This is a genomic window from Pantoea sp. C2G6, from assembly GCF_051336815.1.
GTDB lineage: Bacteria > Pseudomonadota > Gammaproteobacteria > Enterobacterales > Enterobacteriaceae > Pantoea.
This window is the reverse complement of sequence record NZ_JBGMNJ010000013.1, coordinates 102,141-127,546: the sequence shown is the minus strand read 5'-3', so window position 1 is coordinate 127,546 and position 25,406 is coordinate 102,141. Positions and strand designations below refer to the sequence as shown.

At 56.6% G+C, this 25,406-nt stretch carries 22 protein-coding genes; 9 read left to right on the top strand and 13 right to left on the bottom strand.

The window, feature by feature from the left end:
• The 4 genes from ACCW71_RS16375 to ACCW71_RS16360 all read right to left on the bottom strand — a co-directional run.
• On the bottom strand, positions 1-290 hold a 290-nt coding region (locus ACCW71_RS16375), incomplete at its 3' end, for a type VI secretion system contractile sheath small subunit (protein ID WP_436373193.1).
• Positions 291-1,046: 756 nt separating this feature from the next.
• Positions 1,047-2,150 (bottom strand): alanine/ornithine racemase family PLP-dependent enzyme, encoded by a 1,104-nt coding sequence (locus ACCW71_RS16370; protein ID WP_436373192.1) that lies wholly within the window; start codon positions 2,148-2,150, stop codon positions 1,047-1,049.
• Position 2,151: 1 nt separating this feature from the next.
• Entirely contained in the window at positions 2,152-3,573 is a 1,422-nt protein-coding gene (locus ACCW71_RS16365) for an APC family permease (RefSeq protein ID WP_436373191.1), read from the bottom strand.
• Between the two features lie 56 nt (positions 3,574-3,629).
• Positions 3,630-5,027 (bottom strand): diaminopimelate decarboxylase family protein, encoded by a 1,398-nt coding sequence (locus tag ACCW71_RS16360; RefSeq protein ID WP_436373189.1) that lies wholly within the window; start codon positions 5,025-5,027, stop codon positions 3,630-3,632.
• A 193-nt stretch (positions 5,028-5,220) separates the two neighbouring features.
• Between ACCW71_RS16360 and ACCW71_RS16355 the strand changes: the two genes are divergently transcribed.
• From ACCW71_RS16355 to ACCW71_RS16340, 4 genes are all read left to right on the top strand, one after another.
• Complete coding sequence (locus tag ACCW71_RS16355) at positions 5,221-6,651, top strand: sigma-54 interaction domain-containing protein (RefSeq protein WP_436373187.1); 1,431 nt, start codon at positions 5,221-5,223, stop codon at positions 6,649-6,651.
• A 325-nt stretch (positions 6,652-6,976) separates the two neighbouring features.
• Complete coding sequence (locus tag ACCW71_RS16350; RefSeq protein ID WP_436373186.1) at positions 6,977-7,855, top strand: sugar phosphate isomerase/epimerase family protein; 879 nt, start codon at positions 6,977-6,979, stop codon at positions 7,853-7,855.
• A 223-nt stretch (positions 7,856-8,078) separates the two neighbouring features.
• The gene (gene yghU / locus ACCW71_RS16345; RefSeq protein WP_436373184.1) at positions 8,079-8,942 is read left to right on the top strand and encodes a glutathione-dependent disulfide-bond oxidoreductase; all 864 of its coding nucleotides are present in this window, start codon (positions 8,079-8,081) and stop codon (positions 8,940-8,942) included.
• A gap of 10 nt (positions 8,943-8,952) precedes the next feature.
• Positions 8,953-9,246: a DUF1330 domain-containing protein gene (locus tag ACCW71_RS16340; protein ID WP_436373182.1), complete on the top strand. Its 294-nt coding sequence runs from the start codon at positions 8,953-8,955 to the stop codon at positions 9,244-9,246.
• Positions 9,247-9,279: 33 nt separating this feature from the next.
• On the opposite strand, the gene ACCW71_RS16335 is transcribed toward ACCW71_RS16340, so the two are convergent.
• Positions 9,280-10,374, bottom strand: a complete 1,095-nt coding sequence (locus ACCW71_RS16335) for a YncE family protein (protein ID WP_436373180.1) — start codon at positions 10,372-10,374, stop codon at positions 9,280-9,282.
• A gap of 197 nt (positions 10,375-10,571) precedes the next feature.
• Entirely contained in the window at positions 10,572-11,510 is a 939-nt protein-coding gene (locus ACCW71_RS16330; RefSeq protein ID WP_436373178.1) for a LysR family transcriptional regulator, read from the bottom strand.
• A 64-nt stretch (positions 11,511-11,574) separates the two neighbouring features.
• Here ACCW71_RS16330 and ACCW71_RS16325 point away from each other — a divergent pair, with 64 nt between their 5' ends.
• A complete protein-coding gene (locus tag ACCW71_RS16325) occupies positions 11,575-12,645 on the top strand; it encodes a tartrate dehydrogenase (RefSeq protein WP_436373177.1) in 1,071 nt (356 codons plus the stop codon).
• Between the two features lies 1 nt (position 12,646).
• Here the strand turns inward: ACCW71_RS16325 and ACCW71_RS16320 are convergent, their stop codons facing one another.
• The 4 genes from ACCW71_RS16320 to ACCW71_RS16305 form a co-directional block, all read right to left on the bottom strand.
• A complete protein-coding gene (locus ACCW71_RS16320) occupies positions 12,647-13,978 on the bottom strand; it encodes a glycoside hydrolase family 28 protein (RefSeq protein ID WP_436373209.1) in 1,332 nt (443 codons plus the stop codon).
• A 103-nt stretch (positions 13,979-14,081) separates the two neighbouring features.
• On the bottom strand, positions 14,082-14,897 hold the full coding sequence (locus ACCW71_RS16315; protein ID WP_436373175.1) for a carbohydrate ABC transporter permease: 816 nt from the start codon (positions 14,895-14,897) through the stop codon (positions 14,082-14,084).
• Positions 14,897-15,769 carry a carbohydrate ABC transporter permease gene (locus ACCW71_RS16310; protein ID WP_436373173.1) on the bottom strand — a complete coding sequence of 291 codons (873 nt, stop codon included), beginning with the start codon at positions 15,767-15,769 and terminating at the stop codon, positions 14,897-14,899. The genes ACCW71_RS16315 and ACCW71_RS16310 overlap by 1 nt, the downstream gene beginning before the upstream one ends.
• A 57-nt stretch (positions 15,770-15,826) precedes the next feature.
• Positions 15,827-17,158 (bottom strand): extracellular solute-binding protein, encoded by a 1,332-nt coding sequence (locus ACCW71_RS16305; RefSeq protein WP_436373171.1) that lies wholly within the window; start codon positions 17,156-17,158, stop codon positions 15,827-15,829.
• A 550-nt stretch (positions 17,159-17,708) separates the two neighbouring features.
• On the opposite strand from ACCW71_RS16305, the gene ACCW71_RS16300 reads away from it, so the two are divergent.
• Both ACCW71_RS16300 and ACCW71_RS16295 read left to right on the top strand, forming a co-directional pair.
• Entirely contained in the window at positions 17,709-18,308 is a 600-nt protein-coding gene (locus ACCW71_RS16300; RefSeq protein ID WP_436373169.1) for an N-acetyltransferase family protein, read from the top strand.
• Between the two features lie 12 nt (positions 18,309-18,320).
• Entirely contained in the window at positions 18,321-19,412 is a 1,092-nt protein-coding gene (locus ACCW71_RS16295; protein WP_436373167.1) for an ABC transporter ATP-binding protein, read from the top strand.
• Positions 19,413-19,465: 53 nt separating this feature from the next.
• Here the strand turns inward: ACCW71_RS16295 and ACCW71_RS16290 are convergent, their stop codons facing one another.
• Entirely contained in the window at positions 19,466-20,584 is a 1,119-nt protein-coding gene (locus ACCW71_RS16290) for an ROK family transcriptional regulator (protein WP_436373166.1), read from the bottom strand.
• A gap of 49 nt (positions 20,585-20,633) precedes the next feature.
• The gene (locus tag ACCW71_RS16285; protein WP_436373164.1) at positions 20,634-21,509 is read right to left on the bottom strand and encodes a BadF/BadG/BcrA/BcrD ATPase family protein; all 876 of its coding nucleotides are present in this window, start codon (positions 21,507-21,509) and stop codon (positions 20,634-20,636) included.
• 270 nt (positions 21,510-21,779) lie between these two features.
• On the opposite strand from ACCW71_RS16285, the gene ACCW71_RS16280 reads away from it, so the two are divergent.
• The gene (locus ACCW71_RS16280; protein ID WP_436373162.1) at positions 21,780-22,937 is read left to right on the top strand and encodes a Gfo/Idh/MocA family protein; all 1,158 of its coding nucleotides are present in this window, start codon (positions 21,780-21,782) and stop codon (positions 22,935-22,937) included.
• Between the two features lie 188 nt (positions 22,938-23,125).
• Here ACCW71_RS16280 and ACCW71_RS16275 read toward each other — a convergent pair whose 3' ends face one another.
• Positions 23,126-24,367, bottom strand: coding sequence for an MFS transporter (locus ACCW71_RS16275; RefSeq protein ID WP_436373161.1), 1,242 nt, complete (start codon positions 24,365-24,367; stop codon positions 23,126-23,128).
• Between the two features lie 389 nt (positions 24,368-24,756).
• On the opposite strand from ACCW71_RS16275, the gene ACCW71_RS16270 reads away from it, so the two are divergent.
• Entirely contained in the window at positions 24,757-25,356 is a 600-nt protein-coding gene (locus ACCW71_RS16270) for a hypothetical protein (RefSeq protein ID WP_436373159.1), read from the top strand.
• Positions 25,357-25,406: the final 50 nt, after the last annotated feature.

The following is a 25,406-nucleotide window of genomic DNA, read 5'->3' as shown; positions in this document are numbered from 1 at the left end:
TCGCGGAACACCAGGCTGATATTCTCTTCGCTGCCATCACCGGCAAGGGTATTTTTAACGCTGAGATTAACTTTCGGGGAATATTCGGAAAGGACGCTGTTGAAATTGTTTTTATTAATATTGATTTTATTGCGTTCGGATAAAGGCGCGGTTTCCTGTCCGTTACTGAAATCGCCTGTTACCAGTAACTTTAACGGTAATTCTGTTTTCTTCTGAGCACCTCCTGTGTGCAGGGCTAATTTTAGGTTAATACGTGCCTTGGGCACCTCAGCCTGAAAGCTGTCGCTCATAATGTCATTCCTTGTTTTATCGCTGCGTGATTTTATTCATAACTGATGTGGCGGATAAAGATAATAGATCACAGTCGAATACTTAATCAATTACTTACGTAAAACATTCAGAACAAGAAAATTATTATACTTCTGGAATTCATGTTAATGAAAAATGAAAATAATCCGCGGATAAATATAAAATAATTAACCATTAAACACATAAAAATCAACAAACTAACTAACACCATTTGAAAATGACGACTGGGCGTTAAATAACAAAAAGAGTTACCAACAAAAAACCATAACTGACATCAAAAAACATCTAATTATCTTCGCCATCAGTTGAAAAATGAGCATCCCCGGAAAGATTACTGGCTAAAAATGCTATTAATCCACCCTGGGTAAAATGCCTGCCAAAAAGATAAAACAAATAATGGCGAAAATGTTAATAGCAGCAACCCTCTATTTCCAGCGGCTAAAGATAGTGACAAATAATAAATTCACCGTCATTAATAACGCTAAAATAGCGAGGCAAAAGCATTAAACAGAAGCGATGACACAAACTGATATGTGATTAATCTGGCAATGATTAAATTCGCTGTCCCTGAAAAGATCCCGTTCAGCTTGCGAAGTCAGCGAACGGTGCCCGGAAGAGCGCATCAGCAGAGGCGTTTTTTGAACAGAGGCCCTGGCAGAATTCCCGGCGGCGGGGAGACGTTTTCTGTCTGCAATGGCGGGATCCGGTGAGCACGCCCACCGGTATCGGGTTAACGATCAAAATTTAAAACGACGCTGTACGCCGCGAGTCTGACACGCCATCAACAGACCGGTGTAATCCAGTTCAAAGCAGATCACATCCCCCACTTTCAGCGTCTGCTGGCTCTCCTCAATATCCACAAGGGTGTGATCGCTGGTCTGGCCGAGGATGGTGATCGCCTCATCACAGGGCACACAGTTTTCAACCGGCACGTCCTGACGACCAAACGCCAGCAGCGCCCGTTTGCGCGTGCCGTGATCGACAAATGATTTCGGTTGCAGGAAAGCGTCTACGCCGAGCTCACCGACAGGAACCGTGGGTTTACTATTCAGCTCAATGATTTCGGCATGCAGCACATAGAGATCGGAACACGCCTTGCTGACATCCTTGTCCGAATGGTGGAAGGCATCGAGATACTTCATCTCCACATATTCAATGCCAAACTCATGCAGCCCGCCAATACGTAAATGGTTTAATCCGGCAGGCCAGATGCCTTTGTCCAGCAGGTGATAGCTGGTGCAGTTGCCGGCGGAGAGGCGCTTAATGCTCATTCCGCTATCCGCTTCAAGCCGGTTAGCGATAGCCAGAAAATCCTCGCCGTTTTTTACCGTGGGCAGCACGGTTCCGTAGCAGTTGAAATTGGTGCCCAGCCCATAGAGCGTCACGCCCGGTAACGCTTCAATCAGCTTTACCGCGGCGAGGATCTGCTCATAGTGGCTAAACCAGATCCCCTCGCGCAGATCGCCCATATCAATCATTAACAGCACCTGATGGATTTTCCCCTGACGCCGGGCTTCATCTGACAGCGCCCGCATCACCACCGGCTCACTGTTCAGGCTGATGTCGGCGTAACGCACCACATCCTCAATTTCACTCAGGCAGGGGCTGCGTAATAAACAGGTGGTGCAACCGGTAGCGCGGATCTTTTTCAGATTATAGGTGCGGGATTCTGCAATCACGTTAATCCCACCGGCTAACACCGCCTGCGCCGTTTCAATGCAGCCATCAAAAACTTTGTTCACCGCCATAACCTCAATGCCATGACCGGATAAGATCGCTTTTTCCATCCGGGCATTTTCGGTCAGTTTTTTTAAATCGATTTCAAGTGTTGGCATGTACATGTTATTTCACCTGACTCATCAGCAATTTTGCATTACGTCGTTGCGCTCTGTGGTAAATCACTTCCGCCACGATCACGGCTAACAGCGCTCCGCCAATAATTTTCCCGGCATACTGAAAATATCCGCCCATATCGATCTGTGAAGGTGGAATAAACAGCAGGCATACCGCAAAAGCGATAGAAATAAAGCCTAAAGCGGGCAGTAAAACCGGCATCACCCGGCCTGGAATTTTAAAGCTGCGCGGCGTATCGGGTTGAGTGACCCGCAGGCGATAAAAGGCGGGAAACATCACCAGATAGGGAATGAAGTAGGTAATGGTGGTTAACGCGGTCAGCATCCAGTAGGCGGCGGCTACGCTGGGCGAGATAAAGGTGGAAAAACATAATACCGTCACGATCAGCGCCTGCATCATCAGGGCAAAAGCGGGTGTCTGATATTTTGGATGCAGTTTACTGATACGCTCGCCCAGCAGATTATCTTCACGCGAGGCCTCCTGAAGCATGTAAATCGGCCCGACCAGCCAGGAGTTAATTTGCCCCAGCGCGCCGAAAAACATGCAGACTGCCATCACCGGCAACAACCACGGCATATGCAGGGTATTCGCCGCAGTCTGCATCGCCTGCATAACGCCGGCCACAATATCCGTCTTACCTGCCGGTAGCAGCGTATTCAGCGCCCAGGTCCCCACCATATAAATGCCAACGATCACCGCCGCAGAAAACGCCATCGCGCGGGGGAAATCCCGCTGAGGATTCTGGGTGCGTCCGGCAATCATCGGCGCGACCTCTAATCCGGCGAAGGCAAACATCATGCTGGACAGAAATACAATGGTATCCCAGTGGCTGAGATCGGGGATCCAGTTGGCGGCGGTGGCGTAATCGGTCTGCATCTTATGTCCGCTACAGAGCCAGACAATCGCTAACAGGATCAAAATTGCCGAGGGGATAAATACCCCACACCAGGCGCTGACGCTATTAATGATTTTTGTCCATTGCATTCCGCGAATATTTAACAGCGTCAGCAGCCAGAAGATCACCATTGAGCCGACGCCAATAAATGCCTTACTTTCGGCCAGATGGTCGCTGAACATATATCCCAGCGCGGTAAAACCAAATTGCAGCATCAGGGGAAAAAAGAGTACGCAGGAAAATAAAAAGCACACCACCACAATCCAGGCGATACGTTTTCCAAAGGCTGCCCTGACCCAGACAAAAATACCGCCATCTTTCGGCCATCCGGTAGAGAGTTCACCACAGACCATGGCTAACGGGAAAAACAGGCATAACGCAGCGAGAACCCACAGCAGCATGGCTGATGCGCCATAGGGCGCCACATTGGGAATTTGTCGTAAACTCAGAATCGCAATGACATTCATAAAGACAATGTCTTTGATTCCAAGCAGACTTGAGTTGCTATTACTCATGGTCGTCTCCAGCGAATACCAGAGGGCGACAGTGGCCCTCTGTCGCAAAGGGCAAATTAATAGAGGTCGTATTTGACCATATCTTCGTAAGTGTCTTCGCGGCGGATGAGCCGGTCGTGGCCCTGATTGTCGATCATCACCACCGCCGTACGCGGACGGTTGTTGTAAACCGTCTGGCTTTCAATGGTGTAAGCACCTGCATCAAGGAAAACCACGATGTCACCCACCTGGCTGGCGTGCGGCAGTAAGAACTCCTCGCCTTTAACGCCCATATGGTAGTAATCCCCGCCGTCACACAGCGGACCCGCCAGTTTGATATAGCGATCGTGCGGCTCTGTAATGCGGGAAGCGTTATAGACATAGAAGAACCAGTCATAGTGCTGGCTGTCCGAGAGCACGCTGTAACCCGCATCCACAAATTTCCACTCAACGTGACATTCAACATTACCGTTCAGGTCATAGTTGGTTTTACGTTTTTCACAGGCGAGTTCGGTTAACAGCACGGCCGCTGAGCTTGTCACTTTTCGCCCTGGCTCAATACAGATCTCAATGTCGGTGCGCCATTTATGCACTTCCCGGATCACCGCATCAGCGAACTGCTGCGCGGTGATCCCGGCATACATATTGTCCTTTAACGGATCGCCATTCTCTTCATCATATTTGTAGGGCACCGGAATGCCGCCGCCCACATTGATCAGATCAAATTTGATTCCCAGCACCGTTTCCAGCCGCCGCGATTCGTCGACCAGTACTTTAGTGGCTTTCGCAAAAGGCGCCGACTCTGGCACCTGATCGCCGACATGCATGTGCAAACCGCGCAGCTTCACATAGGGCATGTGCAGAATGCGGCGGCAGGTTTCCTCAGCCTGCTCCAGATCCAGTCCCGACTTCGCATGAAAGGCGGTCACCAGCTCGGCATGGGTTGCTGAAGGCACATTGGGTTCAACCCGGACGCAGACGTTAGCGGTTTTCTTCAGGCGACGGGAGATTTCGTCAATATGGTCAAGCTCATACAGGCTATCGACGTTGATAAGATAGAGTTCATTCTCAATCGCGTATTCCAGATCTTCAGGCTTTTTCACCACGCCGTTAAACACAATCTGGCTACCTGAAAAGCCAATTTCCAGACATTTACGAATCTCATAAAGCGAGTTGGCTTCAGCGCAGATCCCCGCCTCTTTAATCGCTTTTAACACGCCCATCACCGAGCAGGTTTTTGAGGCGAAGAAGGTTTTGGTTCGGGGATGCGCAGCGAACGCCTGCTCAATTTCTTTGATGTTGCGCAGTATCTCTGGCTCGGAAAACACATAGAACGGGGTACCATATTTTTTTGCCAGCGCTTCGAGATCGGCACCTTCGAAGCACAGTTTTCCCTGATGGCTGGTAAAACGACGATCGTGCCCGATAAGGTTCTGACGCAGATGGTTGTAATTTTTAACGATGTTATCTGACATAAAATCCTCTGTTTATCGATGGTTTGAGCTAAGAAATCTCCTTACAGATAACCCTGTTATTGCAACCGCCGTGCCATTCTTTTTTATGTTTAAAAACAGATCATTAATAAAAATCAGAGCCAACAGTTTTTGTCATCTTTTCGAAAAGCTGCCCGGATGACGAAAATCCGTCTCTGTCTGAAAGGACTCACTTATGCCTTCGCCCGACCCGGAATTGCAGCATGCGCTTGAGATGTTTTCCCGCTTCTTTGACCTTATCCATCAGCCACTGGCGATAATCGATGGTGAGGGGAGATACGTTTATTACAACCAGGAGAGTGCCGATCTGGATGGGTATAGCGTTGAGCAGGCGCTGGGCCATCCTATGCTGGAGGTCTACCCCAGGATGAAGGCGTCGCAGAGCACCATGCTGCATTCGCTTAACGCCGGGGTGGAATATATTGGTCACTACCAGGTCTACTACAACGCCAGAGGTCAGGCGGTTGATTATCAGCACACCACTGCCCCGCTCTATGCCAGTAACGGCGAGATGGTCGGGGTGATTGAGATTGGCCGGGATATGTCCAGCGTGCGCCGGTTACAGGAGCAGGTTGTCGAATTAAACCAGCTACTCTACTCAAATCGCGCCGAAAGCAGCCACGACATCGTTACCGAAAATCCCGCCATGCTGGCGCTGATAGACAAAGCGAAGCGTCTGGCGGTCAACGACGTGCCGGTGGTGATTGTGGGCGAAACCGGCACCGGCAAAGAGCTTTTTGCGCGCTTAATCCATCGTTGCAGTAAACGCGCCAGTAAACCCTTTATCGCCCTGAACTGCGGCGCGCTTCCGCCTGCGCTGATAGAAAGCACCCTGTTTGGCACCGTCAAAGGGGCTTTTACCGGCGCGGAAAACAGTCAGGGCTATCTTGAGCTGGCCGACGGCGGCACGCTGTTTCTGGATGAACTGAACGCCATGCCAGTAGAGATGCAAAGCAAACTGCTGCGCTTCCTCCAGGATAACCGTTTCTGGAAACTGGGGGGTAACCAGGAAATTCACTCCAGCGTGCGCATCGTGGCGGCGATGAACGAATCTCCCACGCAGCTGATCAAACAGAACCGACTGCGGGCCGACCTCTTCTATCGCCTCGGCGTGGGGATATTAGCCCTGCCGCCGCTGGCGGCCCGGCCAGAGGATATTCTGCTGCTAAGCCGCTATTTTATTGATAAGTATCGGGATGACGTGGAACATGACATTCAGGGGATCAGCGAGAAAGCCTGCCATCTTCTGCTGCAACACGCCTGGCCGGGCAACGTGCGTATGCTGGAGAACACCATCGTTCGCAGCATGATTATGCAGGAGCGGGACGGCCCCTTACAAAACATCGCTTACGATGAGGAGTACCCGGAACTCTTCTCTGCCGCCGATCCCGAATCCGCGCCATCACCCGGCGTAGCCGCACCGCTGGCCAGCGACGGCAGCCTTGCTGCCAGGGTGACGCAATTTGAACAACAGCTCATTATCGAAGCGCTTAATCACACCAATGGCAATGTGGCGGAAGCGGCTAAAAAGCTCGCGATTTCCCGCACCACGCTGCATTACAAAATAAAAAAATATGCTATCCGCCTGGGCGTTTTAACCCGCTAGCCGCGCCCCGCCTGGCCAGCAAACCTCTCCGCATCGGGCTGGCTGAGACGCCCCCCGATCAACTAAAAATTTCATCCACCGGGACAGTGGAATTTTCCCTTCCCGCTAAAACGCCCATTTAAATTATTCGCTGCCTCAGGAGCGTTATAAAAAGCGTCCGGCAGGTTGATCGCGCTCGCAGAATGAAATTTTCATTCCTTTTTCTCTTTCATTAAAACGTACATTTGCTAAAACCACTCCAGTCAGTCGCTGATTGCCCGCGGGAACCCCGCGATCAGAGCGGCGTTGTCCTGAGCAGAGAACAGCAACTTCCCGGAGCAGAGCCATGAAAATTGCTTTTGATGTGGATGTCATCAAAGAACTGGGCATTACCCGTATGGTCCATCAGGTGGCTGACTGGGGATATAAATATATCGAACAGTCGCCGCACCCGCAGATCAACCCGTTCTATAAACACCCCAAAGCCAGCCGCGAGATCATCACCGAGTATAAAAATGCGCTGCGCGCCACCGGACTGGAGATCTCCTCGTTTATCGTGGTCTATCGCTGGTCAGGCCCGGATGAACTGCGCCGCCAGGCCGCGGTAAAGAACTGGAAGCGGATGATAGAGATTGCCGTTGAGATGGGAGTGCAGGTGATCAACACCGAACTCTCAGGCACGCCCAACGAGCCGGAAATCTGTGAAGAGATGTTCTATCGCTCTATGGAAGAGCTGCTGCCGGTGATTGAACGTGAAGGTATCCGCATCGAAATACAGGCGCATCCGTGGGATTTCTGCGAAGAGAACAACGAAACCGTAGACATTGTAAAGTCGTTCCGCAGCGACAACGTGAAGTATATCTACAGCGCGCCACACACCTTCTTTTATGACAAAGGCAAAGGCGATGTCAGAACGATGCTGGAGTACGCCGGTGACGATCTGTCGCACATGCTGATCGCCGACACCATGAATCACACCCGCCACTGCCGCTATATCGTCAACCCGCCAGGGGTGGATGCCACCATTCACCAGCATGTGGCGGTCGGGGAAGGCGAAGTCGATTTCGATAGCCTGTTCCAGACGCTGCGCGACACCGGCTTTGCCAGCCGCAGCTATAAAGTCGGTGGTGAGCCGATTATCGCCGCCTCGCTGTTTGGTTACCCGGAAAAAATGAAAACCCAGGCGATAGAAACCCGTGAGCGAATTGAGCGGGAGTTACTGTAAACCGTCAGCCACTACGCCGTGCCGCCCGCGCAGGCGGCACGGCCCTGCTCAGCCAGGGCGATAAGCTACACACTTGCTTTCAATTATCCGCCCTGCCCCTGACTCCGCTGCACGCCTGGCTTCATCCGCTCTGCGCTCAGCGGCGCAGCCAGCAGAGTTAAATCCCCCTCTCAGCACCTGCTACACTCCAGACCATCATCACACCACAAGGCGAACTTTCATTATGTCGGAAAACGCATATCAGCCCGCAAAAGTCTGGACCTGGGACCCTGAAGCAAAAGGTAACGGCGCAAAAACCAATCGTCCGTTCGCTGGCCCCACCCATGACAAAGCGCTGCCGGTCGGCAAACACCCGTTGCAGCTCTATTCGCTTGGCACCCCGAACGGCCAGAAAGTGACCATCCTGCTGGAAGAACTGCTGGCGCTTAACGTCAATGACGCTGAATATGACGCCTGGCTGATCCGCATCGGCGAAGGCGATCAATTCTCCAGTGGTTTTGTTGAGATCAACCCCAACTCGAAGATCCCGGCGCTGTGCGATCACTCTGCCACGCCGCCGATTCGGGTGTTTGAATCGGGCAATATTCTGCTCTATCTGGCGGAAAAATTTGGCTATTTCCTGCCGAAAGATGTGGCTCAGCGCACCGAAACCCTGAACTGGCTCTTCTGGCTGCAAGGCTCCGCCCCTTTCCTCGGCGGCGGTTTCGGCCACTTCTATCACTATGCGCCAGAAAAAATTGAGTACGCCATAAACCGCTTTACCCTGGAAGCGAAGCGTCAGCTTGATGTGCTGGATCGTCAGCTGGCGGATAACCGCTACCTTGCCGGTGAGGATTACACCATCGCCGACATCGCCACCTGGCCGTGGTACGGCAATATGGTGCTGAACGATCAGTATGGCGCGGCCGAATTCCTGGATGTGCAGTCCTATAAAAATGTGGTGCGCTGGGCCAAAGAGATCGCCCAGCGCCCTGCCGTCATTCGTGGCCGCAAGGTCAACCGCGTCATGGGCGACCCGGCCGATCAGCTGCATGAGCGTCATGATGCCGCTGACTTCGATACCGAAACCCAGGATAAAAAAGCTTAAGGAGATACCTGTGAGTGCATACGTTGTATTTATTCGTGATAACACCCTGAACCAGGACGAAATGGCGATCTACGCCGAGAAAGCGGGCCAGGCACGCGGCGATCATCAGATCAATCCGCTCGCCTTTTATGGCGAACTGGAAACGCTGGAAGGCCAGGAAGCGGAAGGCGTGGTGATTCTGGAATTCGCAAGCCGCGACGCGGCGCACGCATGGTATGACAGCCCCGAATATCAGGCAGCTAAGGCGCATCGCCTGAAAGGCGCGAACTACCGCGTGGTGCTGGTAGAAGGTGTTGCGAAGTAATGATACAGGCGGCAGCGATGCCGCCTGTTTTCTTTATTGCAGCGTAATGCGCGCCACGCTGTCCGGTCCCTGGCTGCTCTGCTCGTTGTTGACGCCCTGCGTCACCGTGACATAGAGCGTCTCTCCATCAGGCGACACCAGCAGGCTCTCTGGATTTCCCTCAAACGACCAGCTGTTCTTCACCTCATAGGTGGTGCCATCCAGTTGCACTACCCTCTTCGACTCAGGCTGACTCAGGTAGATCTCATTGCGCTTGCCGTTGAATTTAACGCCAAGTGAAGCGCCCAGCGCCAGACGCTTAATCACCTTGCCGCTGCGCTCATCAAAGATCAGCGTGGTCTTCGCCGCCGCGTTATCAGTGACGAACAGGCGGCCGGTTGCCGCATCTTCAGCCATATTCAGGAACTGGTAGGTTTTGTCATCGCCTGGCATCAGGCGCTGCTCGATTTTGTGGTTCCGCGGATTGATCACCAGGATTTCACCGCTGCCGTTCGCGGCGTAAATCCGGTCACTGACCGGTGAGAAGATAATGCCGTTGATTCCGTTTCCGGCATTTTTAATCCGGGTTTTCAGCGTCAGGGTTTTCGCGTCCACCACCCAGATAACCCCAGGATCGCCCACGCCTCCGACATAGAGCAGACCTTCATGCAGGAAGATCTCACGGGTGCCAGACGGCTGGCTTTGCGCGTTTTTCTCACTGAACATCAGGCGCTTCAACACCTTGCCGCTTTGCGCATCGATTTCAGAGATGCCGCTGTCCAGCGTATTGGTGGCGTAGAGTACGCTGCCATCCGGCTCAGCGATCAGCCCAAAGTTTTTCAGGTCATAATACCCGGTTGCTGTGGTTTTCAGGCTGGTGCCATCCAGACGGTAAATCATGCCGCCGCTGACCTCGTTAACCTGCTGCGCGCGGGTGACATAGAGCGCGTTCTTCGCCGGCAGATAAGCCATTTCATCCAGGCCATCACCCAGCTCGCGCTGAATCAGGTTGTCCGGGCTGGAGGGTTGCATAACCACGGCGCCACCGGCCTCCGCTTTTCTGGCGGGCAACTGGCACGCTGTCAGGCTGAAGGTTGCGACAATCGCCAATGCGAGTGTTGCTCTGCGCGGGCTGAACAACGATTTCATGCTGTACTCCTTAATCGGCTCCTGGCTGTCCGCGGCGCAGCGGAGAGAGCCAGGATAAAAAAGAATGAGAATCATACGCATGTGCAAAAATGGTGTAAACGCAGCCGGGTTGGCAGGCCGCAGAATCAGCATAGTGCGGTATATTTTCTGGTCACCCGGCGCCCTCTCTGAAGCCGCTACAGGTGCTGAAGCCCCGGCTAATCAACCGGTTGCAGATGCTGCTGCAAAAAGTCGACAAAGGCGGTGAGGCGGGCGGGCAACTGGCGCTGCGCCTGCCAGACCGCAAAAATATCGCCATCGGGTGCCTGCCAATCTGGCAGGACCGGCAGCAGCTCGCCCGAGGCAAGGCTGTGCTGCGCATCCCACCACGAACGCAGCAGGATGCCGTGCCCATCCATCGCCAGCCGCATCGCCACTTCCCCATCGTTGGTCATCAGGCTACCGCGCACTTTCTGATTGATGCTCTGTTCACCACGGGTCAGCCGCCACAGGGTAAAATCGCTGTCGTGCTGGCGCAGCAGAATACAGTTGTGCTGCGCCAGATCACGCACCGTGGCGGGCAGACCGTGCCGGGCCGCATAGGCCGGTGAGCAGCAGAGGATGCGCGGATTGGTGCGCAGTTTACGCGCCACCAGCCGCGAGTCAGGCGGCTCCCCCACCCGAATATCAATGTCGACGTGCGCATCAAGAAAGTTTAGCGGCTGGCTGCTGAGTTGCAGCGACAGCGCGAGCTGCGGATGCAGCGCGGCAAAAGCGGAGACGCAGGGGGCGATATGACGACGGCCAAAACCAAAGGAGGCGTTGATGTTGAGCGTACCGCGCAGCTGGGCGGTTTCGCCGCTGACCGCTTCTTCCAGCGCCGCCAGCTGATCGAGCAGCGGACGCGCTCCCGCCAGATAACGGCGGCCTTCCGCCGTCAGCTCCAGCCGCCGCGTGGTGCGACGCAACAGCTGCACGCCGAGCCGCTGCTCCAGCTGACTCAGTCGTTTGCTCACCGCCGCCAGCGACAATCCCAGTTCGCGCGCCGCGGCGGTCAGACTATCCAGCGCGGCCAGGCGAACAAAGAAGGCTAAGTCGTCGGTTGAGGTACGGGATTCTCTACTTTGATTCAACACTGGATTGCGTTTCAGACTCATTATTTCCCCGGAATCGACAGTTATACTGCGTACACAATTCGAACATCAACCGGAAAGGTGCCCTGTGACTGACAAAATCCATCGTATTGCCGTGATCCCTGGTGATGGCATCGGCAAAGAGGTGATGCCGGAAGGCGTCCGCGTGATGAATGCCGCCGCGGAGAAATTTAACATCCCGCTGCGCTGGGAGTGGTTCGATTACGCCAGCGCCGACTACTGGCAGCAGCATGGCAAAATGCTGCCTGACGACTGGTTCCCGCAGCTGAAAACCTTTGACGCCATCTACTTTGGTGCCGTCGGCTGGCCCGATGTGGTGCCCGACCACGTTTCGCTGTGGGGATCGCTGTTGCAGTTCCGCCGCGAGTTCGATCAATACGTCAATCTGCGTCCGGTGCGCCTGATGCCAGGCGTGAAAGCGCCGCTGGCCAATCGTCAGCCTGGCGACATCGACTTCTATGTGGTGCGTGAAAACACCGAAGGGGAATACTCCAGCGTCGGTGGCACCATGTTCCCTGGCACCGAGCGTGAAGTGGTGATTCAGGAGACGGTGATGACGCGCACCGGCGTCGATCGCATCCTGAAGTTTGCCTATCAGCTGGCGCAGAGCCGGCCGAAAAAGCACCTGACCTCCGCCACCAAATCCAACGGCATCGCCATCACCATGCCTTACTGGGACAGCCGGGTCGAGGCGATGTCCAGCCAGTTTCCCGAGGTTCGCGTCGATAAGTATCACATCGATATTCTCACCGCCAACTTCGTGCTGCATCCCGACTGGTTTGATGTGGTGGTCGCCAGCAACCTGTTTGGCGATATTCTCTCCGATCTCGGTCCGGCCTGCACCGGCACCATCGGCATTGCCCCCTCGGCCAATATCAACCCGGAAGGTCACTTCCCCAGCCTGTTTGAGCCGGTCCACGGCTCCGCGCCCGATATTGCCGGTAAAGGCGTCGCCAATCCCATCGGGCAGATCTGGTGTGGCGCGATGATGCTGGAGCACCTCGGCTATAAAGCCGCCGGGGAGGCGGTGCTGGCGGCGATTGAGCGCACGCTGGCCGCGGGCGAGCATCTGACGCGCGATCTCGGCGGCAGCGCCAGCACTGAACAGCTCGGTGCCGCCATCGCCGCCGCGCTGTAACTCAGGTCGGCAACTGCACCACGCAGTCAGCATGCCAGCCTGGCGGTAACGGCACTGGACGGCGGATCGCCAGGTTATGCAGTTGCAGATTCTCTACCCCGCGCGCGAACAGGCCCGGCAGTCCGCCGGGATAGCGCTCCACCCCATACGCCTCGCCGGTTTCAGGATCGAGCCGGTAGGCGTTATCCAGCCCCATGCCGGTCGGCGCGTCCGGGTTACAGGGTGGCCGCACGTCATACTGCCCCTGTGGCACCTGCGCCACCGTCTGTTGCATCTGCACCTGGCTGATAACCACATCGCGTATCCAGCCCGGCTCTGCCGCATGCAGGTTAATCGCCCCTTCCGCCACGCCGGTGACGTTACTGAACTGCACCTGCTCCACGATGCCCGGTGTTATCGCGGGATCGCGGCGGCGCACCGAAATATGCAGCGGATCGGCTTTGCCCCAGTGACAGGGCGGCGCGTGATGACAGGCAAAGGTCAGATTGCTGAACAGCAGACGCCGCATCGCGCCGCCGTCGCGTGACAGGATGCCAACCCCACGGTTGGAGTCAAAAATGGTACAGCCGGTCATCGTGACATCTTCCACATCATCCCAGGTTTCGGTGCCGATCTTAAAGGCACAGCTGTAGCTGCGCAGCAGACAGTTGGCGATCATAATCTGCCGCGCCGGACGCCGCAGCGCGGCCGGTTTATGGGTGGTTTTGATGCAGATGGCGTCATCGGCGGCACTGAGGTAGCTGTTGCTGACAAACACCGCTTCGCAGCTGTCAATATCCAGCGCATCGGTATTCGGCATGGTCATGGCGTTATCAATGGTGAGGTGGTCGATATGCACATGACGGCAGCTCACCAGATGCACGGTCCACATCGGTGCCTGCACAAGGGTAAAGCCGGTCAGCCTCACCTGCTCGCAATCCTCGAACACGATAATACGCGGCCGGTCGACGCGCGGCAGGCGATAGCCCTGCTCATCACGCTCAGCGGCAAACCAGGCTTCGCCGTCACCGTCAATGCAGCCCTGACCGCTGAGGGTGAGATTGCGCTGGCCCAGCGCATAGAGCAGCACGTTGTGGGACTTCTCTGCGCAGCTGAGCGCCTGCACCCGCTGGTAATCTTTCAGCCGCTGGCTGGCGATCAGCACCGCCCCCGCTTCAAGATGCAGTTCAAAATCAGAGGGCAGATTGAGGCAGCCGCTGCGGTATCGTCCGGCGGGCAGCGTCAGGCGACCCCCGCCAGCGGCGGCAATCTGATCGATGGCGCGTTGCAGCACCAGGGTGTCCAGGGTTTCACCATCGGCGGCCGGGTGAAAATCGGCAAGGGAAAGGTGCATCATGCGTCTCCCGCAGGATTGAGGAGGAGGAATTGCAGCACGCCACGGCGCGGCAAACCTTTGTCTGATCGCCAATGCGCCGTTTCGTGCAGGATGTCACAGATTACTTCACGGCCCCTTCGGTGACGCCGCTGATAAACTTGCGCTGGAAAATCAGGAACACCAGGATCAGCGGCATAATCACAATCATCGCGCCCGCCATCAGTACCGGAATGTCGATGGTGTTTTTGTTCTGAAAGAACATCATGCCGATCGGCAGGGTGCGCAGCTCATCTTTGTTGACCAGAATCAGCGGGATCAGGAACTCGTTCCAGGTCCAGATAAACAGCAGCAGCCCCAGCGTCGACAGGGTCGGCCAGATAGCGGGCACCAGAATGCCCCACAGAATTTTGACCCGCGACGCCCCATCCATCACCGCCGCCTCCACCAGCTCTTTCGGCACCTGCTGAAAAGCGCTGGCGATCATCAGCGTGGTAAAGGGCAGCGACAGGGCGATCTGCGGCAGGATCAGCGCCAGATAGGTGTTGGTCAGTCCCATCCAGCGCAGCTCGTGATAGAGCGGAATAATAAAGGCTTCACTCGGCAGCACCATGCCCAGCGCCAGCATCGCCCCAATCACTTTCTTACCGGGGATTTTCAGCCAGGCGAAACCAAAGCCAGCCAGAATGCCCAGCAGCACGCTGAACAGCACCACCGGGATCACCACCAGCACCGAGTTGAGAAAGTAGACGTTGAAGTGCCCCTGCTGCCAGGCGGTCAGGTAGTTTTTGAAATTCAGCGAGGCGGGCAGCGTAAAGACCCCCTGAAACAGCTCCATCTGGGTTTTAAACGAGGTCATCAGCGCCATCAGAAACGGCAGAATGGTCATCAGCGCCACGATCCAGATCAGCGCGCGTGAAATCACCGGAGTGCTTCGCATCAGTAACGCTCCTTTAAGGCCAGATGGATCAGGTAGTTAATCCCTAAAACAATGATCATGCTGAACACCGCCACCGACGAGGCGTAGCCGAAGTAGTGCAGATCAAAGCCCTGCTTATACATAAAGATATTGGTGACCATGGTGGAGGTGCCTGGCCCGCCCTGGGTCATCACATAGACCAGGTCAAAGGCTTTCAGGCTGGCGATCACCGTCAGCAGCAGCGCAATTCGCAGCTCAGGCCGCAGGCCGGGCAGCGTGATGCGCATAAACTTCTGTCGGCGCGACGAGCCATCCAGATCGGCCGCCTCCAGCAGTGAGGGGTCCATGCGTTGCAGGCCCGCCATAAACAGCACCAGACAGAAGCCAAAGAAGTACCAGGTGGCGACCAGCCCGACGGCGGGCAGCGCCCAGGTAAAGTCGCCTAGCCATGACAGCGCCAGCTGCGGCAACCCGATAGCGCGCAGCAGCTGATCAATCGGACCAAAGGCCGGGTTATAGAGCCAGCGCCAGACCACGCCCAGCACCGCCATCGGCATGATATAGGGCAGGAAAAAGAGAATGCGCAGCACGCTGCGTTCGCTGTTGTTGCGGGTCTCATAGAGAAAGCTGCACAGCAGCAGACCGACGCCAATCGGCAGCAGGGTGTAGAACAGCATCAGGATGGCGTTATTGCCGAGCGCAATCCAGAACACCGGATCGCTGAACATCCGCAGATAGTTGCTGACGCCGCTGAACAGCGGCAGCGAGGTGCCGTCCCATTCGGTAAAGCTGATGCCCAGCGAGGCCAGCAGCGGCAACAGCAGAAAGACCGCATAGACCAGCACCGCGGGCAGAACATAGAGGAAATTACGCCAACCGCTTAAATTCAACATAACCCTACTCGTGGCTCAGAACGACGCTCAGGCCCGGCGATGCGCCGGGCCACCGGCTTAGTGTTTCAGGGTTTTCAGGTAACGCTGATAGTTGTTATCAAAGTTGATGACCATCTGATCGGGCGTCTGACGGCCCGCCAGCAGCAGCTGGACGTTCTGGTTCAGCTCGGCGTTCATGGTCGGGGTCGCCCAGTCAACGTAGTGGCCTAAGCCGTCATAGTCGTTGAGCGTCAGCCAGACCTGGTACGCCTCCGCCAGCAGCGGATTGTCCGCCGGCATTTTAGCCGCTTTATTGGTGCTGGCCGGCAGGAAGCCCACCTTCAGCCAGCGGTCAGCCATCGCATCCGACACCATATAGTTGATGAACTTCGCCGCGCCATCCTGCTCATCCTTGCTCTTCGCGGTACTGGTGATGGAGAACGCCAGGTCGGTCCCGCCGACCATCAGCGGCTGTTTCACCCCTTCACCGGCGGGCATGGCGGCGAAGTGAATATCTTTGTTGTCTTTAAACTGGCCGAGATACCAGGTGCCGCTGACCAGAAACGCCGCCTGGCCATTCTGGAACAGGGTCGCCGCGTCGTCGTGACCAATGCCCTGGAAGCCAGGGAAGAAATAACCTTTGTCGGTCCAGCTCTTCATCATGGTGGCGGCACTCACCAGCTTACTGTCTTTAAAGCTGCCGCCGACATCGTAAATCAGGTTGTCCAGCGCCTTGCGGTCGTGGCTCTCGATCTGCGCCTGCCACAGGGTGCTGAGCAGCTGCTGACCCATGTTGCCATCCAGCAGGCCGAGCATCATCGGCGCGGTGCCCTGCTGCTTCAGCTTCGCCATGGCGCTCTCCAGCTCAGCCAGGGTTTTCGGCACCGCGATGCCCGCTTTATCCAGCAGCGCTTTGTTGTAATAGAGGCCGACCATCTCGCCGAGGCTGGCGATACCGTAAAGTTTGCCGCTGCCGAACTCGCCGCTGTCTGACCAGCGGTTACGTTTGAGGATCGAGTCGGGGAAGCGGGTGGTCCAGCCGTTGCTGGCGGCGTAGCTGTCGAGCGGCAGCAGCAGCTTATCTTTGACCAGCGAGCCCATATCGCCGCCGCCCTGGTTCACCTGGGCGATCTGCGGACCATCACCGGCGGTCAGCGCCAGCTTAAGGGGAATACGGGTATCTTCAAAGGAGTGAACCGAGCGGTTAATCACGATGCCGGGATTCTGCTGCGAAAACTCTTTAATCCCCTCATCCACCGCGGCAGTCTGCTGCGGATAGTTGTAAATATCCCACTCATTCAGGGTAACGGCGGCGTGGGCGGCATGCGAGACGCTGCCTGCCAGCAAGCCCGCCGCCAGCAGCCGACCCACATGACGAATTCGGAACGAACGAACGGAGGAAACAGACATTATGCTCACCTTCTTCAGACCAGGATCGGCATCCTTTCATCTCACCGCCTGCCATCCTGCAAGCTGAAGCCGCACACCAATGCACTTACTCATACTTACTTTAATAAAAAAATAAAGTCAAACAGCGGAGACCAGGAATTGCAACGCTGTGAGCGCGCGCAAATAAACAGCGCAATGGCGCGTAAAGCAGCACGCCGCGCTGGCTTTTACGTCATCAGCCGTGACGCCTCACCAGCAGAGGCGCGCCATCCAGCAGGAACCGCCAGCGCCATAATCGCAAATTAACGTCCTGATAAAACATATGAAAATCCTATCACGCTCACACTTTTCTCATTTCAGCGGCCCCCGTTGCGGCTGCAACCGGCGTGATGCGGGCGTGTCGGCGATCACAGTTGCGCAGCCTGCTGGCGGTAAACATTGCCGAACCGCCTGTGTTAGTGCGATAAGGTAATTATTCTATCTTGAAAACTAAGTCCGCTTTCATTAACGTGACTTTTATCGGCGGCGTTGTTCAGACACTGACCTGTTCACTCACTCATGAGAGATCACCATGACCCATCAAGCCTTCATTCGTCCGGCAACCCCGGCGGACTATCCGGCGCTCTACCGCATCTGCCTGGAGACCGCCGATGCCGGCGGCGATGCCCGGTCGCTCTACTCCGATCCCGACTATCCTGGCCAGCGTTTTGCCGTGCCCTATGCCCGCTTCGCGCCCGATTTCGCTTTCGTGCTGGAGAAGGAGGGGGAAGTACAGGGCTATGTGGTGGCCGCACCGGATACCCGCGCCTTTGAAGCGCAGTTAGCCGCGCACTGGTGGCCGCTGTTGCAGGAGAAATATCGTGATCGCAGCGCCAGCGCCCCGCTCGACAGCAAAGTGCTCGACGCGATTCGTCATCCCGACCAGGCGGCGGACGCGCTGGTGACGCAGTGGCCCGCCCACCTGCACATCAACCTGCTGCCCACCGCGCAGAAAGGTGGCTGGGGGCGACGGATGATTGAGCATGAGCTGGCGGCGCTGCGGGCGGCGGGCGTCAGCGGTGTTCATCTTGGCGTCAGCCTGCAAAACGAGCAGGTCTGCGCCTTCTATCAGCGCATGGGGTTCAGCCCGATCCTGCGCAGTAATGCCATCTACATGGGCCAGTTACTCTGAGTGAGGTAGCCGATGACCAGCCTGCGCTTGCAGAATGTGAAGAAGTCTTATGAACAGGTTCATGTCATTCATGGCATCGATCTGACGATCAACAGCGGTGAATTTGTGGTGTTTGTCGGGCCATCCGGCTGCGGTAAATCGACGCTGCTGCGGATGATCGCCGGGCTGGAGGAGATCAGCAGCGGCCAGCTGCTGATTGAGGAGCGGGACATGACAAAACAGCCCGCTACCGAGCGCGGCATCGCGATGGTGTTTCAGTCCTATGCGCTCTACCCCAATATGACGGTGCGCGGCAACCTGGCCTATCCGCTGGAGGTGATGAAAAAGTCCAAAGCGGAGATCGCCCAGGCGATTGAGCAGACGGCAGCGCGCCTGCATCTCACCGAACTGCTTGACCGCCTGCCGCGTGCGCTCTCTGGCGGCCAGCGGCAGCGCGTGGCGATTGGCCGGGCGATTATCCGCCATCCGCGCATTTTCCTGTTCGATGAGCCGCTCTCCAACCTGGATGCGGAGCTGCGTCTGCAAATGCGGATTGAGATTGCCCGGCTGCATGCCTCGCTCGGCAATACCATGATTTATGTCACCCACGATCAGCTGGAGGCGATGACGCTGGCGGACCGCATTGTGGTGCTGCGTCAGGGCCGCATTGAGCAGGTCGGCGCGCCGCTGACGCTCTACCACGACCCGGATAATCTGTTTGTCGCCGGTTTTATCGGCTCGCCAAAAATGAACTTCCTGCGGGCGGAAATCAGCGCCATCGGTGAAGGAGAAGTGCAGCTGCGGCTGCCGGAACTGAAGATGGAGGGGCTGGTGCTGAAGATCGCCGCCGAATGCCACGAGGGGCAGACGGTGACGCTGGGCATTCGTCCTGAGCACTTCCAGCCTGCGGCGCAGACGCCGGACGCATGGCGCTTTCACGGCGAGCTGGCCTATGGCGAGATGCTGGGTCACACTAACTATCTCTATCTGGACATCGGGCGCGAGCAGATGCTGGTGGTGGAAGAGCGCGAAGCAACAGCGCGCGATCTGGGTGCGCAGGTTGAACTGGGGATTGCGGCCGCGCACTGCCTGCTGTTTGATGCGCAGGGCTTACGGCTGCGTTAGCCAAAGGCGGAGATTAACGGGGCGCGCCAGCGCCCGTTTCAGTTACGGAGGCGTCAGGTCACCGGCTCTTCATCGGCCTGCGCCGCCAGCAGATCCAGCAGCCGGTTGACGGCAAACCCCGCCGCCCCCAGCGCCCACATCCGGTTCGATTCGGTCAGGAACTGCAACGGCGTCATGTGTGGCGTGAGTTTCAGCCGGTAGGCCTGGAAGCTCTGGGTAATGTGATCGAGCAGAATGCGCGACGCCATGTGCGGCTCCATCGCCAGATAGACCACGTCAGGATCGTAGGCCACCGACAGGTTTGCCAGCGAAATCCCCAGCTCACGCCCCGCCTCTTCCAGCGCCGCCAGCACCTCAGGCGTCGGACGCTGATCCAGCGCCTGGAGGGTCAGCCCCTCAGCCGGTTCCTGTTCCGCCACCCGATTGAGGATCGCGCGCGATGAGGCGACATCCTCCAGCAGACGCAGCGAACCGTCGCCCACCAGACCGTTGCCAATCTCGCCCGCTTTGCCATGACGCCCGCGGTAGAGCTGGCGGTTGAGGATGATGCCCGCCCCGATCCCTTTGCCGTAGGTGGCGATCACCGCCGACTGGGCGTTGCCGAGCTGACCAAACACCAGCGCCGCCATCGCCATCGCGTTGGCGTCATTCTCAATAAACACCGGCAGCGAGAAGCGCTCTTCCAGCAGGCGGGCAATGGGAACGTTATCCCAGTCGAGCACCTTCGAGCGGATGCAGTAGCCATTTTCGGCATCGACCAGCCCCGAAAGCGCCAGGCCAATCGCCCCGACCCGCTTCTCCTCCACGCCGCGCAGGAACTTCGCCAGCGCGTCACCGAGCTGACGTGGCGTGAGCGTGCCTTTCGGCATCTGCTGTTCGCCCAGCAGATTGCCGCTGAGGTCGGTCATGACGATCAGATTGCGTTCAGCATTGAGCTGAATGCCAATCACGCTGGCGCGATCGGGGTTAAGCCCCAGCAGGGTTTTGGGCCGCCCCATCGACACGCGACGCAGCCCCAGCTCCTGCACGATCTCCTGCGCCAGCAGACGATTGGTCGCCTGTGACACGGTTGACATGCTGAGTCCGCTGCGAACTTTCAGGTCGGACTGGCTGATCGGTGCGTTTTCAACAATCAACCGCAGAATGCGCGCGGTTACGTTGGGAGCGGTCATAAATTCCTCGGATTCGTGGGCGGAGCAGGCGCAGCCCGCTTCAGATCGGTTAGCGGGCAGCCGTCGCCTGCTGCGCCAGCGTCAGTGCCCCGCTTAAGGCGTCACCCTGCGGCGTCACCAGCCGGGCCTGAATATCGTCGTCCAGCCAGCGCTGAATCGGCGTCGCCAGCCCGCCCATCAGCGCCACGCTGCCGTTGCTCAGGGCGATCAGCCGACGCACCATCAGGCCAATATCGGCTGCGGTCTGTTGCAGCAGATCCCGGCCGTGGCGATCGCCTGCCTCAGCCGCGGCAAAAATCTGTGGCACCACGCGGGCCCAGTCAGCGGGCGTGGCGGTGCGCGTCCAGAGCAGCATGGTTTCCGGGCTGTGATCGAACCGCGCCATCAGCTGGCGGGTCAGATCGCTTTGCCCGACGATCGCTTCGTGAGCCAGCAGCGCCAGACGCAGCGCGCGCTGGCCCAGCTCCGCGCCCGATCCTTGATCGGAGAGGGTAAAGCCCCAGCCGCCGAGCAGGGTAAAACGCTCACCGTCCCAGGCGGCACCCTGACTGCCGGTGCCAATAATAAAGACGGCGCCAGGCTGCCCGCCGTGCGCGCCCGCGCAGGCGATCTCCACATCGCTGACCACCGTTAAGGCCGCGCAGGCGGGCTGCCAGCTGGCGAGCCGCGCCTGCACCGAGGCGACATTCGCGCCCGCCAGTCCGGCGACCAGCGAGGTCTGCGCCAGCGCCTGCGGCGCTAAGCCCGCCTGTAAGAAGACCTGGCTTACCAGCTGTTCGACGCAGCTCAGTGCCGCATCATACTGCGACCAGACGTTGGCAGGTCCGCCGAGAGCTTCCGCCAGTACCCTGCCCTGGAGGTCCGTCAGACGCGCACGACACTGTGTGCCGCCGCCATCGATGCCCAGGAGATAGTGTGATTGCACGCGCTTCCTCCCTTGATTAAGGGTTGTAGCCATAATCAGCGAACGATAGGGTAAAAAAACTTAAATCGCAATAACAAATAAATATGGCAAAAATATATCGGCCATTTTTTGTTATTTTACATATGGATAACAAAATAGTACGCCGCAAAACGCGCAGCCCGATATTGACATTAGTTTTTCTGCCGTAATAAGTTGATGGTCAGATTATCAACAGCCGCGCCCGCCCACAGGCGGGCCAGGCTTATCCGATTTCAGGATCAGGGGTTTAACATGAAAGTAGGCATTATCGGTCTCGGCTTTCGTCTCTCTCACGTGATCAAAGAGTTCAGCAAAGCCGACGACGCCTTCTCGGTAGTGGGATATTACGATCCGGCCCCCGCCGGCCTGCCCAATCTGCACAGCTTCGGCATCCCACCCGGTGAGGCCTTTACCTCGATTGAGGCGCTGTTAGCGCATGGCGGAATGGATGTGGTGCTGGTCGGCTCACCCAACTTTCTGCACCTGGAGCATGTCGGCCAGGCGCTGGCGGCGGGCTACACCGTGTTTACCGAAAAACCGGTGGTGATCAATGAAGAGCAGACCATGGAGATGGCGAAGCTGGTGCGGCAGTATGGCGAAGAGCGCATTCTGGTCGGGCTGGTGCTGCGCTACTCACCGCTCTATCACGACCTGCTGGCGGCGCGCGATGCCGGTCAGCTGGGAGAGATCACCTCGATTGAGGCGACAGAACATATCAAGCCCTACCACGGCGCATTCTTCCAGCGCGACTGGCGGCGTCTGGAGAAGTATGCCGGTCCCTATATTCTGGAAAAGTGCTGTCACGACATCGATCTCTATCAGGGCCTGTTGCAACAGCGTCCGATGCGGGTCGCCAGCTTTGGTGGCCGCAAATCTTTTACCCCTGCCCATGCGCCGCAGGGTGCCATCACCGCTGAGTCAGAGCTTTACCACGTCAAACCCAGCGGCTGGTCGAGCACCGATGCGGTGTTTGACAGCGACGCCGATATTGTCGACTACCAGACAGCGCTGATTGAGTATGAAGGCGGCGCGACGCTCGCGTTTCACGCCAACCTGAACGTGCCGGATGAGTTCCGCCGTTTCTGTGTGATGGGCACCGACGGCATGGCCGAGGGCGACTTCGTGCGAAACTACTTCCGCGTCCACAATGCGCGCAGCGGTGAGAAAGAGGTGGAGACTGCCTACAGCGGCAACGCCTATGATGGCCACTACGGCGCGGATGCGCTAATGGCGGAAGAGATCGTTAAACATATTAAACAGGGAACACCGCTGAAAGTTTCGGTGGTGGACGCGCTGGAAGCGGGCCTCACCGCGATAAAAATCGATGAGGCGCGCAAAACCCGCCGCGTAGTGGAGATGCGTGAAAGCTGGCTAACATTTGACGCCAACCTGGGAAAAACCGGGGCCTGATGGCCCCCGCCTGCGAGCCGGCCTCCCCCGCCGTCTTTCAGGCACGCACTGGCACCATGACTGGCATCCGACTGTCACCGGCCTGCTGGCCGGTTGACGCTATACACCTGAAGCGAGGGGAACCTGCGCCCGCGCTGAACTGGCAGGGATGCCGTTTTTTTAGCTCTTTACGCCAGAAGCAGAGTGCCTTAAACCGGGTCCACCTCATTCTCCAGCCTTTGACGCCGCCGCAGATGCGGAAACAGCTTCATCCACAGCGCCACTACCACCAGCGTCCCGATGCCGCCAATCGCCACCGCCGGTGCCGCGCCCAGCCAGGCGGCCAGCAGCCCCGACTCAAACTCCCCCAGCTGGTTTGAAGTATTAATAAAGATGGCGTTCACTGCATTCACCCGCCCGCGCATGGCGTCCGGGGTATCGAGCTGCACCAGCGAACCGCGAATCACCATACTCACCATATCAAAACCACCCAGCGCACAGAGCGCCACCAGCGACAGCCAGAGCTGAGTAGAGAACGCGAACAGCAGCGTCGCCACGCCAAAGCCCGCCACCGAACCAAACATAATCATCCCGACATGCTTTTCCAGCTTATGGCGACTCAGCCAGATGCCAACCAGCAGCGCCCCCACCGACGGCGCACCGCGCAACATTCCCAATCCCCACGGCCCGGTATGCAGAATATCTTTGGCGAAAATCGGCAACAGCGCCGTCGCCCCGCCCAGCAGCACCGCAAACAGATCGAGCGAAATCACCCCCAGCACATCTTTTCGCTCACGGATAAAATGAATACCGGCGAACAGATTCTTCATATTCATCGGCAGACGACTCTGGATCGGACGCTCATAACGCAGCAGACTCACCAGCGTCAGCGAGACCAGATAGAACAGACCCGAAACGCCATAGACCACCTCCGGGCCTGCGACATAAAGCAGCCCGCCAATCGTCGGTCCGACAATCACCGCCGCCTGACCACCCACCGAGTTCATCGCCATCGCACGCGCCAGAATCGCGGGCGGCACCAGCGACGGCAGCATCGAGGACATCGCCGGCCACTCCAGCGCTTTCGCCACCGCAATCATAAACACCAGTCCCCACAGCGCGGTCTTGTCAGCGCTATGAAACAGGGTAAGCACCACCAGTGCCAGCAGCGCGGCGAACTCCACCAGCTGCCCCAGCAAAACGATACGCCGCCGATCATACTGATCGGCCAGATGACCCGCGGGCAGTGCCAGCAGCACCGACGGCAGAAACTGCATCAGACCGATCATCCCCAGCGCCAGCGCACTGTTGGTCAGCGCGTAAATCTGCCAGCTGATCGCCACTGAAAACATCTGAAAACCAAATGATGAGCAGGTGCGCGCCAGCCAGAAAGCGACAAATGCCCGATGTCGCCACAGCGACTCTTCCGCTGCCGATGCCATAAATCCCATGTCTTATCCTGAGTCAGGTGAAAATCGTCGCGTCATAGCGCGATATTATTGGAGTGATCGATTATAACTGTATATCTAACAACGCACTGGCTGACGCAATGCCCCTTGCCTCGCCGGGCAATATTGACCTTATCCGCCAGCCGCAATCCGCCAGAACCTTTGCTGACTATTACCCGCCTATTGATTCCGTCTCTTGAATATATTCCAGCGCATCATCAGACACCAAAGGAATTATCCCGCATCGACTGTTTACTTTATTTGCTGTCTGGTGCAACAAAAGGGTGATTTGGATTAAGCAGATGATCTATATTCACGCACGCATTTAGAAAAGTGCGACTTTTTATATCATTAATTGTCAACAGACTCTTTTATTGCCTTTCATAGAGATAATGAAAAACAGTTTATATAACCCTTATGTTACTGAACCTATCCATCACGTTGAGCGTAATGTCGCGGGCATTTGCTATAGCGTGCCCTATCTTCAGCAAATTCAGGACAGCAGCAATATACTTAATAGTCACAACATTATTTCATTGCACAATCAAATTGCCACTGAAGCAGCATTAATGATTGTCCCGTTCGAAGATATTCGATTACAGGGAATGATAGCGATGCCTGACGCTTATTCCCATTTGCAGGGTGCGCGCGTCCGGGTTGGTATCAGTTATTCCAGTTTAGCCGCCCGTTACGCCTCACTGCTTGAATTAACAGAGAAATTTAATTTCTGGCTTTATGATTTCGCGCCGCCCGGCGCAGACTGGCGATTACTGGAATCGTTTCCATTTTCGGGAATTGTTTTAAGCGAAGCGTTCTTTAATGACAATCATAAGAAATTTACCTTTCCCTTTTTTATGGCCAGCTTCCGTGAAAAAGGGGCCGAGGTGATCGTGCGCACGCATACGCCACCTTTAACAGCGGAACAGTTCGCTGAGATAAATATCACCGGCTGGCAACAGCAACGCTCGGACGGCGATCTTATTAGCGGTTGATTCACAAATCCTGCCTTCCGGCGTTAAGGGCACACGGTGGTGCGCTTAAC